This window comes from Thermoanaerobacterium calidifontis (assembly GCF_055381745.1).
In genome coordinates this window covers 1,812,371-1,827,635 of record NZ_AP042436.1, presented here as the reverse complement: position 1 = coordinate 1,827,635, position 15,265 = coordinate 1,812,371, and the positions used below count along the sequence as shown (strand labels likewise).

Genomic DNA, 15,265 nt, shown 5'->3' with positions numbered 1-15,265 from the left:
TTGGCATATTAAACTAATGTTAGAGATACATCAATCATTAGCAGTAATTGTTTTGATTTATATTTGGGGGGATTTTTTTGAGGCTTATAAAGAGATTTGCGTCGTATTACAAGCCACATATATGGCTTTTTATCCTTGACATGGTGTGTGCATTTTTTATATCTGCTTCAGATTTGGTTTTTCCTATGGTTACAAGAAATGTGATAAATAACGTCATACCTAACAAGGATTTTAACCTTATATACAGGTTCGCAATTTTATTAGCTATAATGTACTTTGGAAGGATGATACTTGAATACATAGTAGGATACTATGGCCATGTTTTAGGTGTAAGCATAGAGTACGATATGAGAAAAGATGCTTTTTCACATCTTCAGAAACTTTCTATGAACTATTATGACAACACAAAGACAGGTTATATAATGTCAAGGGTTGTCAATGACTTAAATGAGATAGCAGAAGTAGCACATCATGGTCCAGAGGACCTTTTTTTGTCTATCATAAGGATAATAGGCACATTCATACTTTTGCTTACAATTGATGTGAGGCTGACACTGGTTGTATTTACCATAATACCTTTTATGTTTATATACATGTATATTTACAACAATAAGTTTGAAATTATATGGAAAAATGTCCGTGAAACGCAGGCACAGATGAATGCCACATTAGAAGAAAGCATTACAGGCATAAGGGTCGTCAAATCATTTGTAAGGGAAAAATTTGAGAACCTAAAATTCGATAATAAAAGCTCCATGTATAAAAGTGCCAGGTCAAAAGCGGTTAAGCATATTGGCATATTTGATTCTAGTGTAAATTTTCTTTCTAATATATCAGTTGTGATTACTCTTGCAGCAGGTGGCTACTTTATATCAAAAGGCCTCATAAATACAGGTGACTTAGTGGCATACATAATATACATTAGCCAGTTTTTGCAACCTTTGACTGTTCTTTTGCGGTTTATAGAGCAGTACCAGCAGGGTATGGCTGGCTTTAGGCGGTTTGTAGAGCTTATGGATACAGAGCCAGAGATAGCAGATAAAAAAGATGCGATAGAGTTAAAAGATGTGAAAGGCGATATTGAGTTTGACAATGTCACATTCAGCTACGACAATAAAAGAGAAGTACTGTCAGGAATCAATCTTAAGATAAAACATGGAGAGACAGTGGCAATAGTAGGGCCCTCAGGTGCAGGTAAAACCACACTTCTAAGCCTTATACCGAGGTTTTATGAGATAGATGCAGGCTCCATAAAAATTGACGGTATAGATATAAGGGATGTGAAGCTATCATCGCTTAGAGAAAATATAGGCATTGTCCAGCAAGATGTATTTTTGTTTTCGGGCACGATAAAAGAAAACATTGCATACGGCAAATTAGATGCTACTGACGAAGAAATAATCAATGCAGCCAAAGCTGCAAATGCCCATGACTTCATAATGGAGCTAAAAGATGGTTATGATACGTATATTGGCGAAAGAGGCGTTAAATTGTCTGGCGGACAAAAGCAGAGAATATCTATTGCAAGGATGTTCTTAAAAAATCCTCCAATACTTATACTTGATGAAGCGACATCATCGCTTGACAATAAAAGTGAATCGATTATTCAGCAGTCTATTGAAAATCTATCGAAAAACAGGACTACCCTCATAATCGCCCACAGATTGGGCACCATTAGAAATGCTAAGCGTATAATAGTGCTTACTGAAAATGGAATAGAAGAGGAAGGTACACATGAGGAGCTTATGAATAGGAAGGGCGTGTACTATAATCTGTACAGCTATCAACAGGAAAATTTGACGATATGGTGAAATATCCTGTACAAGTCAGATAATTTGTGTTAAAATAAAGTAAAAGTAAATATTTTTGTCTGGGGAGCTGGGGTGATAGCCCGGCTGAGAGTTAGCAGCTATTTCTGCTATGACCCATAACCTGATCTGGATAATGCCGGCGTAGGGAGTACATTGGACTTTGAGTGTGCTTATCCGGCACACTTTTTTCATTTTGTATTTCCTCAAGGCATACAAAAAAGGAGGAATCGATGTGAAGAAGTTGCTTACGATTGCAGGCTCTGACAGCATTGGCGGTGCTGGCATAGAGGCAGATTTAAAGACGTTTTGCGCTCTTGGAGTATACGGCATGTGCGTCATTACGGCAGTGACGGCGCAGAACACGGTAGGTGTCTTTGATGTAAGAGAGATGGATGCTGATATCATCAAAAAGCAGATAGATTGCGTATTTGATGATACGGCGGTAGATGCTGTAAAGATAGGTATGGTATCAAGCCAAGATATCATTGACGCTATTGCATCATCACTTAAAAGATGGAATCCAAAAAACGTCGTGTTAGACCCTGTCATGATATCAAAAAGCGGATATTACCTTCTAAAAGAAGACGCCATAGACGCATTAAAGACAAAACTTTTGCCTATGGCAGATATCATTACTCCAAATATACCGGAGGCGTGTGAGCTTACTGGAATGAATATTGAGGGAATTGATGACATGAAGGAGGCTGCTAAAAAAATCATCGATATGGGTGTAAAAGCTGTCGTTGTAAAAGGTGGTCATTCTTTAGAAAATGCTACTGATGTATTCTACGATGGAAGTGAATTTTTACTTTTGCCACAGGAGAGGATCGACACCAAAAATACACATGGAACAGGATGCACTTACTCATCTGCAATAGCTTCGTACCTTGGTAGAGGATTAAGCTTGAAAGATGCAGTAATAAACGCAAAAAGTTACATAACAGAGGCTATTAAAAATTCTCTTGAGATAGGTAAAGGTGTAGGACCTGTAGGACATTTAGTAGATCTTTATAAGAAAGCAGGTATTGACTATGAAGATTAAAAACTCAACGCTTTTTTTAATATGGGCAGGTGCGGCCATATCCATTGCAGAGGTTTTTACTGGTTCGTATTTTGCACCATTAGGCTTAACTAAAGGAATTTTAAGCATATTGTTAGGTCACATCATTGGCACTCTGTTTTTTGCTTTAGGAGGGCTTATGTCCTTTAGAGTTAAGAAACCTGCGATAGAGTCCACAAAAGGTGTCCTGGGCGAGAAAGGCATGGTATTTATAGGGCTTTTAAATGTGCTTCAATTGGTTGGCTGGACGGCTGTAATGATAATACAGTCTGCAAAGGCTTTCAACGGTGCTATAGGCATGTCTACTGCTATTGGAATTTTTGTCGTTGGCATATCTGTTTTATTGTGGACATTATTCTTTGACAATGAAGCTTACTGGATAAACGATATTGCTGTTGTGCTTTTATTTATCTTGACTATATTTGTTGTATTGTATTTGAAGGCGGGAAAGGTTGGATATGTAGCCGGAGACATGAGCTTCAGCGGTGCAGTGGAACTTGCCGTTGCTATGCCTGTATCATGGCTTCCACTGGTAGGAGATTACACTATAAATGCTAAGGATGGAAAGTCCAGTTTTATATATACATTCGCAGGATATTTCATAGCAAGCTGCTTCATGTATTTTATAGGGCTTTATGTGGCTTTGAAAACAGGCGGAAAAGACATAATCTCATATTTTGCATCAATAAAAACGGGAATTGTACCGCTTCTTATTATACTTTTGTCGACGGTTACAACGACTTTTATGGATGTGTATTCCGCTGCCATTTCAACACTTTCTATTGTAAAAGCTAAATTAAGCAGAAAAAGTCTGCTTATTATATATTCCATTGTGGGGATTATTGCCGCATATTTGTTCCCAATGGATAATTACCAAAACTTTTTGTACGCCATAGGAAGTGTATTTATTCCCGCATATACGGTTGTATTTGAAGATTTCTTTTTGATGAAAAGCAAAAGCCATAGCTTCTTAAATGTGCCTGCCACGATTTCTTTTGCAGTAGGTACGATATTCTACAATTATCTTACGTATTTTGGTACAAATCTATCAAAATGGTTTATAACGCCCACAATAGGTACGATTATTTTGACTGCTGTAATCTATCCAATTATGAAATCTTTAAATAAGAGAGAGGAGAAAATTTATGGTTGAAGAAGCAATAAAAGTTTTAGAAAGATTAAAAGAAGAAGTGCCGCTTGTCCACGCTATAACAAACTACGTCGTAATAAACGATAATGCCAATGCACTACTAAGTATAGGGGCATCTCCTGCGATGGTAATGTCACCGGACGAAGCGTACGATTTTACAGCAATTTCGAATGCTTTGTACGTAAATATAGGTACTATCAATAATGAAACTAAAGAGACAATAATCAATTCTGTAGTGTCGGCGAGAGACCACAAAAAACCAGTTGTTTTAGACCCTGTAGGATGTGCTGCTATAAAAAGCAGGGTTGATTTTGTAAACATGCTTTTAAAGATAGGTGATATAAGCATTATCAAGGGAAACGGCGGTGAGATAAATGCTTTATCAGGTGAAAGTGCAAATGTGAAAGGTGTAGATTCTTTAGATGACAGTGGAAATGTTGATTCTTGTGTAAAACTTGCAAAGTTAACAAATACGGTTGTCGTGTCGACAGGAAAAGAAGACTATATAAGCGATGGGAAAAGAGTAGTAAAAGTTAAAAATGGTACACATTTATTTACAAAGATAACAGGTGCAGGATGTACTTTAGGCGCAATAATGGCGGCTACGTCTGCATGCAGCCATGACAAAGTGGTATCGTCATTGGCTGCCCTTCTTATCATGAATATAGCAGGGGAATTGGCGGAAAAAGAGTGCAACTTGCCTGGGACATTTAGGACAAAATTTATAGATTATCTGTACCTTATAGATTCTGACATGATAAGGAAATACGCTGATATTGAAGTATTGGAGGCGTAAGCATGAAAGATTTTGATGTATCTCTTTATTTGGTCACTGACAGAAACCTTTTGAAGGCTGGTAGAGATTTTTACGATGCTGTAGAAGAATCATTGCAAAACGGCGTTACTATGCTACAGCTTAGGGAAAAGGATATTTCATCAAGAGAGTTTTACGAGATTGCTAAGAGATTAAAAGATATTGCGGCGAAATACCGCATTCCATTTATAATAAATGACAGAATCGATATAGCACTGTCCATTGATGCAGATGGAGTTCACCTAGGTCGAGAAGATCTGCCATGCAGCATTGCGAGAAAGATCATGGGCGATAATAAGATAATCGGCATATCTGCTGGATGCGTAGATGAAGCCGTAGAGGCAGAAAGAGATGGTGCTGACTACATAGGAGCAGGCGCAGTATTCTATACAGGCACAAAGAAAGACATCGGTGAAGCAATAGGGCTTTTGAATTTAAAAGAAATAAAAGATGCAGTAAAGATTCCTGTTGTGGCAATTGGGGGCATAAAATACAGCAATGCACCAGATGTAATGAGGACAGGTGTTGATGGTATTTCTGTCGTATCAGAGATCATGGCATCAGATGATATAGGTTTTGCCACAAGGCGCTTAAGAGATGCTATATCAAAGTAGTATGAAAAGCACATTCTTTTAGATAGGATGTGCTTTTTGCATATAATATTTGAAATGCGCTAAGAATAAAAATGAATAAATAACTGAAAAAGGAGTACAAAAATGTTTATTCCTAGGCGTATTATTTTTGAAAAGAATGCTATAGACTATGAAATTGGACACAATATATACAATTTTTTCAAAGGCAAAAAAGAAGTTGAGATTATAGAGATGAAAGGAAATAGGATAAAAGAACATATACCAGGAGACAATTTGCGAGATTATTATAAAGAAGGGAAAAATACTTTGGTTGTGGGCATAAAGAAAAAACTTGATTTTCAATCATGCAACCCATCAGCCAATTATCAGTTACCTTTGCTATCGGGTTGTGCGGGTCAATGTCAGTATTGTTATCTTAATACAAATTTAAGCGAAAGGCCATACATAAAGGTTAATGTAAACATAGATGATATATTTATGTGGGCTAACGATTATATTGAAGAAAGGAAACCTGAAAAGACAATTTTTGAAGGTTCGGCAACATCAGACCCAGTGCCAGTAGAACCGTATACAAACATTCTAAAATCCGCGATAGAATTTTTTAGCAAAAGCGAAAGTGGAAGATTTAGATTTGTCACTAAGTTTACAGACATAGATACACTTCTTGATATTGAACATAATGGCCATACAGAAGTGAGATTTAGTTTAAATACAGAGAAAGTAATAAACGAATATGAAAAGAGGACTCCATCATTAGATAAACGATTGGAAGCTAGCAGGAAAATAATTGAATCAGGCTATCCTATGGGTTTTTTGATAGCGCCTGTTTTTTTGTATGACAATTGGCAAAAAGATTATAAAGAGCTGTTATTTAAGATAAAGGAAAGCATACCTGAAAAAACTGCATATTCAATAACATTTGAAATCATTTCGCACAGATACACAGCAAAAGCCAAAAGTACCATATCAGAGATTTTCCCCGAAAATACACTGCCTATGAATGATGAAGAAAGGGTTTGTAGATTTGGCCAGTTTGGCTATAAAAAATTCATGTATAAAAATGATGAGATATATGAAATGAAAGAATTTTTTACAAATGAAATAAAGTCAATATTCGTTGACAATGTCATTAAATATATAATATGAATCTAAATGTCAAATAAGTTTATAGTGGATTTTAAAAAGCTTCTACACGAAAAAGATTTTTAGTGTAGAAGCTTTTACTGCCTAAATGGTATACTTAACCCACATGATTTAGTAGGTGGAGGTTGAATTTTTTAAAAATTATTGCTTTTAGCATCTTTTGTTGTTGAGACAAAAAATAATTTTCCTATACCGGCAATATAAACAATATATGATATTACTTCCAATAATGATGGATTTCCATTATAGCCGAACATAGCTTTTAAAAAGCTTCCAAATGTTCCTTTTTCATTGATAATTCCATTAATATCATATAAATGTTCTATAATTACCGGTAAAATATGTGCTTCCTGTAATTCATGAATACCCTGCGCAAGTAACCCTGCAGATATGAATATCAACAGTCCTCCTGTAATCTTAAAGAACTTTTTAAGATCTAATTTAATGGATGTCTTAAAAATAAAATAAGCTAATATAACTGCAGCTATAAGGCCCAAAGATGCGCCGACAAACGATACTATAGCACTGCTTTGTGTCAGGCTTGCTTGCAAAAATAGAACAATCTCTACTCCTTCCCTGAACACAGAAATAAACGAAATAACGATAATACCCCATGAACTGTTGTTTTCGATGACCATGTCAATTTCTCTTGCTAAATTTCCTTTCAAGTCTTTACTTTGTTTTTGCATCCATAAAATCATTGAAGTAATTAATACTACAGCCAGTAGCATGACAATTCCTTCAAAAAGCTGTTCTGCCATGCCCTCAAATTCGACTGAAAAAATTTTAAATATGTATGCCAAAAGAATGCTTAATAAAAAAGCATATCCTACTCCATAATATACATTCTTTTTTAAAGAGTTATGCCCAATTTTAGACAGATATCCAAGTATAATACCTAAAATCAATGCTGCTTCTATACCTTCCCGTAAAGTTATTAGGAAACTACCTACCATATAATATAAATCCTCCTTTATTATTGATTTTGATTTTCATTATCATTTATATTATAAATTATCAACTATCACTTGTCAATAAATGGATAAAAATACCAGATATTTCGCAACTATTGCTATCAAAAGAGATTCAACAATATGGTACAAATGGTATCTTTTATGAATCAAACCACATAAAAATGTCGTCAACCATAATCAAATGATTGACGACATTAAGAACTTTTTACTGTCTACTTGATAGGAAGTACATTAAGGAGCCGGGATATTTTTTAAAATCTATCAGCATCTTTTTTAATAATCATAAATCTGCAAAGGTAGATTATGATAAAAGAGCACATGACCATTATAACAGAAAGGCTTAAAGCGTAGTTTAAGTCACTTTGCATTGCAGTGTATATGGCTAGCGGCATTGTTCTCGTCTTTCCCTCTAGATTGCCGGCAAAGATGATAGTTGCTCCGAATTCGCCAATAGCTCTTGCCCATGTGCTTATAAGTCCAGTTATGAGAAATCTCTTTGTTATCGGTATGTATATTGCTGTCATCAGTTTAAAATCGTTGACACCAATTAGTTGTGATTCTTCCCATATTGTTCTATCGACAGACATAAATGAAGAATAAGCTACTTTGATGTAGTATGTGGATGATATGAAAATCTGCGCTAATATTACGGCTATCACTGTAAATGATATTTGTATGCCTATTGAACTCAAGAATTTTCCTATGATGCCTTCTCTACCAAATGCCATCAAAAGGGCAATTCCTGCAACTGAAGGTGGTAAAACTGCAGGTATGTCAACAAGGTATTCGGCAAACGTAGATATCTTTCCTTTTTTAAATGCAATATAGTATGCAAGAGGTGTTCCAAATAAAAATGTGATGACGACAGTTACACTGGATGATATGATACTGAGCAGTAGTGCATTGATTGCAGGACTAGATGTGATTTCAGCTACTATTATATTTAAAGGAGTTTTAATTATTAGCGAAATAAAAGGTATTAATAAGAAAAAAATTAAAATTGATATGGGCAAATAAATATACGCCATTTGAAACACCTCTTTAATAATTATTCTTTCATTATAAATCCATAATCCCTTAATATCTTTTTGCCATCTCCATTTAATAAAAAATCAAGAAATTTCGAAGATAAAGTCTTGTATTTAGTATTTTTAACGATAGCAGCAGGATATGTTGCAATGACATTGTATTTATCAGGTATGTTAATAACTTTTATTTTGCCCCAAAATGGCTTTGCATCAGTTACATAAACAATGCCAGCGTCTGCTTCACCCATTGCAGCCTTTTGTGCAACATCTGTAACAGTTACTTCTTTTGTAACGACATTTCTAAGTGTTGCTTCCTTGAACCCTTTATAGTCAGCATCGATTTTTGACAGCATATCAAGTGCATATTTACCGGCAGGGACAGATTCATCTGCAAGAGCTAATTTCACTCCGGAGTTTTTTATATCCATAAAGCTATTTATGCTGCTATCTTTATATGCGATGACAATAAGCTTGTTATATAATAATGTTTTAGGTGCCTCAACAAGATTTTCGCTGTGAAGTGGTGTCATGTTTCTTTCATCAGCAGAAATAAATATGTCAGCGTATGCTCCTTGTTCTATTTGCGTCCTCAATGTCTGGCTTCCAGCAGAATTTAAGATTATTTTTACACCTGGATTTAATCTTTCAAACTGCTTGACAACTGTATCCATAGAATCTTTTAAGCTTGCAGCAACAAAAACTGTCAAGAATTTATTGCTGCTTTCACTGGCATTTATATCGCATCCTGTTACTATTAAAATGATTAAAAAGATAGATAATATTAGCAAAATAATTTTTTGGTCTTTCATTGTTAATCACCACCAACGGAATTTATCATATAATCTTTAAGCACATCTTCTATAAAGCTGGGGTTTACGTATGCTTTGATTCCTCTTTCTTTGAGCCGCATTATGGCTGCATTTCCTATCATGCATACGAAGACTGCCTCGCAATCTTTGATTTTGTCTATTACAATATTCATTCTGTCGTAAAAATTATCACCACCACATGCATTTATACATTCTCTGACTTCACGGACAAAATAATTTCCATCATCATATAAATCAACGATGATAAATCTTCTTGCGTGTCCAAAATGTTCGTTAACCATTTTGCCATCTCTTGATGCGATAGCAATTCTATGCATCATATGTCATCACCTAAAAGTCCTGAAGCATCAGCTCTACACTGCCTGCAGTGGTACATCTGACTTATAATTTTTGAATTTTGAAGCCTTACTTTTTCAAGTTCATTGCACTTAGGTGCTTTTAAATGTGAAAATTCAGCCTGTGGAATAAGGGGCATTATGTTCATGATGTATACACCAAGTTCCTTTATTTTTTTTGCTATATCATCTATGTGCTTATCATTTATGCCAGGTATCAAGACAGTATTGACCTTCACAAGTAAGCCGTTGTCACAAGCAGCTTCTATGCCTTCTAGCTGTTTTTCTATAAGCAATTTTGCTGCATCTATTCCTTTGTACGTATTATCTTTGTAAATTGCATAATCGTATATTTTTTTGCCTATGTTAGGATCTATAGCATTTATTGTCACTGTGATTGTACTTACACCGCAGTTTATTAAAAGAGGTAGCTTATCGCTTAAAAGCAGTCCATTTGTGCTTAAGCATTTGATCATGTCTTTAAATTCTAAGGAAATCAATTTAAAAGTTAAAAATGTCTCATCGTTGTAAAGCGGGTCGCCAGGGCCTGCTATTCCTATGACAGAAATGCGAGGCTCTCTTTTTAACATTTTTTTAGCATATAATATTGCTTCATACGGATCCATAACTTTAGTTGTTACGCCGGGTCTGTTTTCATTTACGCACCCTGTCTTTCTGTCGCAGTATTTGCACTTTATATTGCACTTAGGTGCTACAGGCAGATGCACCCTGCCGTGATATAAAGTCGCATCAGGATTAAAACATGGGTGCCCAAAACCTACCGTATTAAATTCTTTATTCATCTTCATCCTCTCCTTATAAAAAATTTTGGAGCCTTTAACCGACTGATTAAAGGCTCCAGTGCCTAATAAAAAAAGTCTTTAACCAAATGGCTAAAGACTTCTTCGTCTTTTATTTTTTTATTTATGAAAATTATTGAAAATATAATAGCATAGTATATTTTCAATGTCAATACTTTATTTTTGTAAAGTATTAAAATTTTTTGCTTGACATTTAATAAAAATACTGATATCATTTTAACAACAATAAATTTTTGCTAAACTTTCTTAATACATAATTTTATTTGACATATCTATTTTGCTTTATTCCAAAAGACGGCTATGTTTAATATTTAGACTTAAAAATTATATATGGTAGTAAGCAATGGTGCTTTTCTTAAACAGAGAAAAGCACTTTTTGTTTTGGCAAAGGGGCCATGTATATATATTTTCACTGTATATATGCATGGCGTTATTTTGTTAGGGGGTGATGATTTTGGCGTTATTGTAATTTTTATCTAGATACTAATAAAAAATATGAAGATATTGAAAAATTTAAGGAGGTTTTTAACGATGAGACAAGTAGCTATTTATGGTAAAGGTGGTATTGGAAAATCAACAACGACACAAAACACTGTTGCAGCATTGTCAGAAATGGGTAAAAAAGTCATGGTAGTTGGATGCGATCCAAAAGCAGATTCAACAAGGCTTTTGCTTCATGGATTAAATCAGAAAACAGTTCTTGACACTATAAGGGATGAAGGTGAAGACATAGAACTTGACGATATTATGCGTTCTGGCTATGGCAATACAAAATGCGTAGAATCAGGCGGCCCTGAGCCAGGCGTTGGCTGTGCAGGGCGTGGTATCATCACATCGATAAATATGCTGGAAAACTTAGGAGCTTATGAAGACGACCTTGATTATGTCTTTTATGACGTCCTTGGTGATGTCGTTTGTGGTGGTTTTGCAATGCCTATTCGTGAAGGCAAAGCAAAAGAAATATATATAGTGGCTAGTGGTGAGATGATGGCGATGTATGCTGCAAACAACATCTGCAAGGGAATTAGAAAGTATGCAAATCAAGGAGGTGTGAGGTTAGGCGGTATTATTTGCAATTCTAGAAAAGTTGACAACGAAGAAGAACTACTAAAGGCATTTTGCAAAAAACTAGGGACACAGCTTGTATACTTTGTTCCAAGGGACAATATCGTCCAGCGTGCTGAGATAAACAAAAAGACTGTCATTGATTATGATCCACAGGCACCACAGGCAGATGTGTATAGAGAGCTGGCGAAAAGAATTGATGAAAATGACATGTTTGTGGTACCAAATCCAATGCCAACAGATGAACTGGAGAAACTTCTCATAGAATATGGACTTATGGATTAGTTTGAAAGGGGGGCTATAAATGATCGAAAGAAATCATGCTCAAGATGATATGATGGAAAGTCTAGTTGAAAAAAACAAAAAATTGATTGAAGATATTACAGAATCTTATCCTAAGAAGGTTAAAAAAGAGAGAAAAACGCACCTTGTAGTGATAGATCCAAGCGAGGAGCAACATATAATGGCAGACGTTGCCACGATTCCGGGGATTATGACAAACAGGGGATGTAGTTATGCAGGCGCAAAGGGTGTCGTTTTTGGACCTGTAAAGGACATTCTTCATTTGACACATGGACCAATTGGATGTGGATACTACACATGGAATACAAGGAGAAATCTTGCAGAGCCAGAAGAAGGCTATAACTATTTCATAAAAAATTGCTTTTCTACTAATATGCAGGAAAAAGACGTAGTCTTCGGTGGCGAGAAAAAACTTTATGGCGCTATAAAAGAAGCGTATGAAATATTTAAACCGAAAGTTATAGGCATATACGCAACATGTCCTGTGGGACTTATTGGTGATGACATAAAAGCTGTCGCCAAAAGGGCCGAAGAAGAGCTGGGCATAAAAGTGATTACTGTAAGCTGCGAAGGTTATAAAGGTGTCAGCCAATCTGCCGGTCATCATCTTGCCAGCAATACCCTTATAATGGATATAGTTGGGACAGAGGAACTTGAAGACCCGACACCGTATGATATCAACATATTCGGCGAATACAATATTGGTGGTGATGTGTGGTTAGTAAAAGATCTGCTTCAAAAGATAGGATATCGCGTTGTAAGTGTATTTACAGGCGACTCAAAATACGATGATCTTGCAAAGGCTCACAGAGCGAAACTTTCAATACTGATGTGCCACAGATCTATAAACTACACAAACCGCATGATGGAAGAAAAATTTGGAGTTCCATGGCTTAAAGTAAATTATATAGGCATAACTTCCACAATAGAATCATTAAGGGAAATGGCTAAATTCTTTGACGATCCAATGATATACGAAAACACTGAAAAAGTTATTGAAGAAGAGCTTATGAAAATAAAACCTAGACTTGACTATTATAAAGAAAGGCTTAAAGGCAAGAGAGCAATACTTTTTGTGGGAGGTTCTCGTGCACACCATTATCAAGACTTGCTGAAAGACATCGGCATGGAGACAATTGTTGCCGGCTATGAATTTGCCCATCGGGATGATTATGAAGGACGTAAAATAATACCTGAGATAAAAGAAGCACCACATCACAAGATACTTGACACATATCATTTTGAAAGAGTGACAGAACCAGCATATCCTCAGGAGAAAATAGAAGAAATGAAGAGCAAGATGCCGGATCACTTCATGAATTACGAAGGAATGATGGTTCACATGGATGAAGGCTCCATCGTCATTGATGATTTCAACCATCACGAGACTGAAGAGCTTATAAAAGCTTTGAAGCCTGACATATTTTTATCAGGTATTAAAGACAGATATGTATTTCAAAAGATGGGGGTTCCTTCAAGACAGATACATTCATATGACTACAGTGGGCCTTACAGTTCATTTGAAGGTGCTGTAAATTTTGCAAGAGATATGGATATGGCTATAAATAATCCTATTTGGAAAGAGGTGACTCCACCGTGGAAAAAATAGCGAAAGGAGAATCAAAAATGGAATGCAATACTACTGAACGCAAATACCTTACGGTAAATCCTCTAAAAACGTGTCAGCCGCTTGGAGCTGTTTGGGCGTGCCTTGGTATACACCAATGCATGCCACACAGCCACGGTTCACAGGGTTGCACATCGTATTTAAGAATGCAACTTACTCGCCACTTCAGGGAATTTATACCGACAACAACAAGCTCTTTTTCAGAAGCACAAGTTGTCTTTGGGGGTGTAGGAAACCTAAAGCAGGCGATACGAAATATATTAAGCATTTACAAACCAAAAGTAATTGGAATATCCACAACATGTTCAGCGGAAACTATCGGCGATGATGTTCCTGGCACGATAAATGAGATGCGTTTAAGTGGCGAGATACCAGAAGATGTCAAAATATTTACAGCCAGTACACCAAGTTACGTAGGTTCTCATGTGACAGGTTTTTCTAACATGGTTAAATCAGCTATAGAGACTTTTGCCAAAAAAAGCTCACCAAATGGGAAAATAAACATTATTCCTGGATTATTAAGCCCCGGTGATTTGCGGGAAATTAAAAGAATATTAAAGATAATGGGGATTGATGCAATCATTTTACCCGATATCTCTGATGTGTTAGATGCACCTATGACAGGCGAGATACACTTGTATCAGAAGGGAGGCACCACCATATCTGAAATAGAAGACATGGGAAATTCGATAGCTACCATAGTTCTAGGCAGAGAAGCAGGAATCGACCCTGCAGAATCTTTAAAAGAAATGTACGATGTACCGTATGAGGTGCTTCCACTGCCTATCGGCATAAGCAATGTAGACAAATTTATTATGAAGTTAAGTGAAATAACAGGTAAGCCTATACCCTACGAACTTGAAGAAGAAAGAGGAAGGCTTGTGGATATGATGCTGGATGCACATGCACACTGGTTCAATAAAAAAGCTGCAGTATTTGGAGATCCCGATATTGTTGAAGCTATAGTTGGATATGCAAATGATTTAGGGATAAATGTTTTGTATGCTTTGACAGGGACTTACAGCAGTGAATGGGAAAAAACAGTAAAATCTATGGTTCCAGATGCATATGTTTCATCAGATAGCGATTTATGGTATCTAAAAGAACAACTTGATAAAAAACCTGTTGATATGTTATTTGGCAATAGCCATGGAAAGTATCTTGCAAAAGAGTATGATTTGCCCCTTTTAAGAGTTGGCTTCCCAATTCTAGACAGAGCAAATCTTCAACATTTCCCAATTGTAGGATATAAAGGGACAGCATGGCTTGTTGAAAGAACAGGAAACACTCTTCTTGACTACAAGGATGCTAAATCGCCAGAACATCTTCTGGAGCTTATAATGTAGATTTGAAGAGGTGAATATTATGGTTAAGCTGTCAGATGAGGCAATATCACAGTTAAGAAAAATTTTAAATAATTTGCCTAATAAAACTGAAGCTACAGGTTTGAGAATATATACAGTTCCAACAGAAGAAGGATTTCTAGCCGGTTTTGCGGTTGCTGATAATTTTAATGAAAATGATGAAATTTTAGAGTATGATGATTTGTATATCTATATTGACAAATCAGATCTTAATTACCTGAAGTACAGTGTAATTGAGTATGATAACAAGTACAATAGGTTTTTCATAAATATGCCACATAGTTTTAATTCGCTATGTTTAACTTGTGCCAGATATAGCGATTGTGATTATATTAATTGAAAGGGGA

General features: G+C 35.9%; 15 protein-coding genes and 1 riboswitch. Of the genes, 10 read left to right on the top strand and 5 right to left on the bottom strand.

Going from position 1 to position 15,265, the window contains the following annotated elements:
- Positions 1-77 precede the first annotated feature (77 nt).
- The 6 genes from ACZ42G_RS09565 (at position 78) to splB (ending at position 6,574) form a co-directional block, all read left to right on the top strand.
- Entirely contained in the window at positions 78-1,811 is a 1,734-nt protein-coding gene (locus ACZ42G_RS09565) for an ABC transporter ATP-binding protein (protein WP_464850233.1), read from the top strand.
- 50 nt (positions 1,812-1,861) lie between these two features.
- Positions 1,862-1,977: riboswitch (TPP riboswitch) on the top strand.
- Between the two features lie 66 nt (positions 1,978-2,043).
- The gene (gene thiD / locus ACZ42G_RS09560) at positions 2,044-2,853 is read left to right on the top strand and encodes a bifunctional hydroxymethylpyrimidine kinase/phosphomethylpyrimidine kinase (RefSeq protein ID WP_464850231.1); all 810 of its coding nucleotides are present in this window, start codon (positions 2,044-2,046) and stop codon (positions 2,851-2,853) included.
- Positions 2,843-4,024 carry a putative hydroxymethylpyrimidine transporter CytX gene (gene cytX, locus ACZ42G_RS09555; protein ID WP_464850229.1) on the top strand — a complete coding sequence of 394 codons (1,182 nt, stop codon included), beginning with the start codon at positions 2,843-2,845 and terminating at the stop codon, positions 4,022-4,024. The genes thiD and cytX overlap by 11 nt, the downstream gene beginning before the upstream one ends.
- Positions 4,017-4,817, top strand: coding sequence for a hydroxyethylthiazole kinase (gene thiM / locus ACZ42G_RS09550; RefSeq protein ID WP_464850227.1), 801 nt, complete (start codon positions 4,017-4,019; stop codon positions 4,815-4,817). The genes cytX and thiM overlap by 8 nt, the downstream gene beginning before the upstream one ends.
- A gap of 2 nt (positions 4,818-4,819) precedes the next feature.
- Complete coding sequence (thiE, locus tag ACZ42G_RS09545; protein WP_464850225.1) at positions 4,820-5,449, top strand: thiamine phosphate synthase; 630 nt, start codon at positions 4,820-4,822, stop codon at positions 5,447-5,449.
- A 102-nt stretch (positions 5,450-5,551) separates the two neighbouring features.
- The gene (gene splB / locus ACZ42G_RS09540) at positions 5,552-6,574 is read left to right on the top strand and encodes a spore photoproduct lyase (RefSeq protein WP_464850223.1); all 1,023 of its coding nucleotides are present in this window, start codon (positions 5,552-5,554) and stop codon (positions 6,572-6,574) included.
- Between the two features lie 131 nt (positions 6,575-6,705).
- On the opposite strand, the gene efeU is transcribed toward splB, so the two are convergent.
- From efeU to ACZ42G_RS09515, 5 genes are all read right to left on the bottom strand, one after another.
- On the bottom strand, positions 6,706-7,527 hold the full coding sequence (gene efeU, locus ACZ42G_RS09535) for an iron uptake transporter permease EfeU (protein WP_274892996.1): 822 nt from the start codon (positions 7,525-7,527) through the stop codon (positions 6,706-6,708).
- Between the two features lie 269 nt (positions 7,528-7,796).
- Positions 7,797-8,573: an ABC transporter permease gene (locus ACZ42G_RS09530; RefSeq protein WP_464850221.1), complete on the bottom strand. Its 777-nt coding sequence runs from the start codon at positions 8,571-8,573 to the stop codon at positions 7,797-7,799.
- Between the two features lie 20 nt (positions 8,574-8,593).
- A complete protein-coding gene (modA, locus tag ACZ42G_RS09525; RefSeq protein WP_464850220.1) occupies positions 8,594-9,382 on the bottom strand; it encodes a molybdate ABC transporter substrate-binding protein in 789 nt (262 codons plus the stop codon).
- A 2-nt stretch (positions 9,383-9,384) separates the two neighbouring features.
- A complete protein-coding gene (locus tag ACZ42G_RS09520; protein ID WP_464850218.1) occupies positions 9,385-9,723 on the bottom strand; it encodes a NifB/NifX family molybdenum-iron cluster-binding protein in 339 nt (112 codons plus the stop codon).
- On the bottom strand, positions 9,720-10,541 hold the full coding sequence (locus ACZ42G_RS09515; protein ID WP_464850216.1) for a radical SAM protein: 822 nt from the start codon (positions 10,539-10,541) through the stop codon (positions 9,720-9,722). The genes ACZ42G_RS09520 and ACZ42G_RS09515 overlap by 4 nt, the downstream gene beginning before the upstream one ends.
- A gap of 549 nt (positions 10,542-11,090) precedes the next feature.
- Here ACZ42G_RS09515 and nifH point away from each other — a divergent pair.
- Genes nifH through ACZ42G_RS09495 form a run of 4 tightly spaced genes read left to right on the top strand, consistent with a single transcriptional unit; the run spans position 11,091 to position 15,258 of the window.
- Positions 11,091-11,909, top strand: coding sequence for a nitrogenase iron protein (gene nifH, locus ACZ42G_RS09510; protein ID WP_209454169.1), 819 nt, complete (start codon positions 11,091-11,093; stop codon positions 11,907-11,909).
- Positions 11,910-11,928: 19 nt separating this feature from the next.
- Complete coding sequence (nifD, locus tag ACZ42G_RS09505) at positions 11,929-13,536, top strand: nitrogenase molybdenum-iron protein alpha chain (RefSeq protein ID WP_464850214.1); 1,608 nt, start codon at positions 11,929-11,931, stop codon at positions 13,534-13,536.
- A 17-nt stretch (positions 13,537-13,553) separates the two neighbouring features.
- Entirely contained in the window at positions 13,554-14,900 is a 1,347-nt protein-coding gene (locus ACZ42G_RS09500; protein WP_464850212.1) for a nitrogenase component 1, read from the top strand.
- A 19-nt stretch (positions 14,901-14,919) separates the two neighbouring features.
- The gene (locus ACZ42G_RS09495; RefSeq protein WP_464850210.1) at positions 14,920-15,258 is read left to right on the top strand and encodes a HesB/IscA family protein; all 339 of its coding nucleotides are present in this window, start codon (positions 14,920-14,922) and stop codon (positions 15,256-15,258) included.
- Positions 15,259-15,265 lie beyond the last annotated feature (7 nt).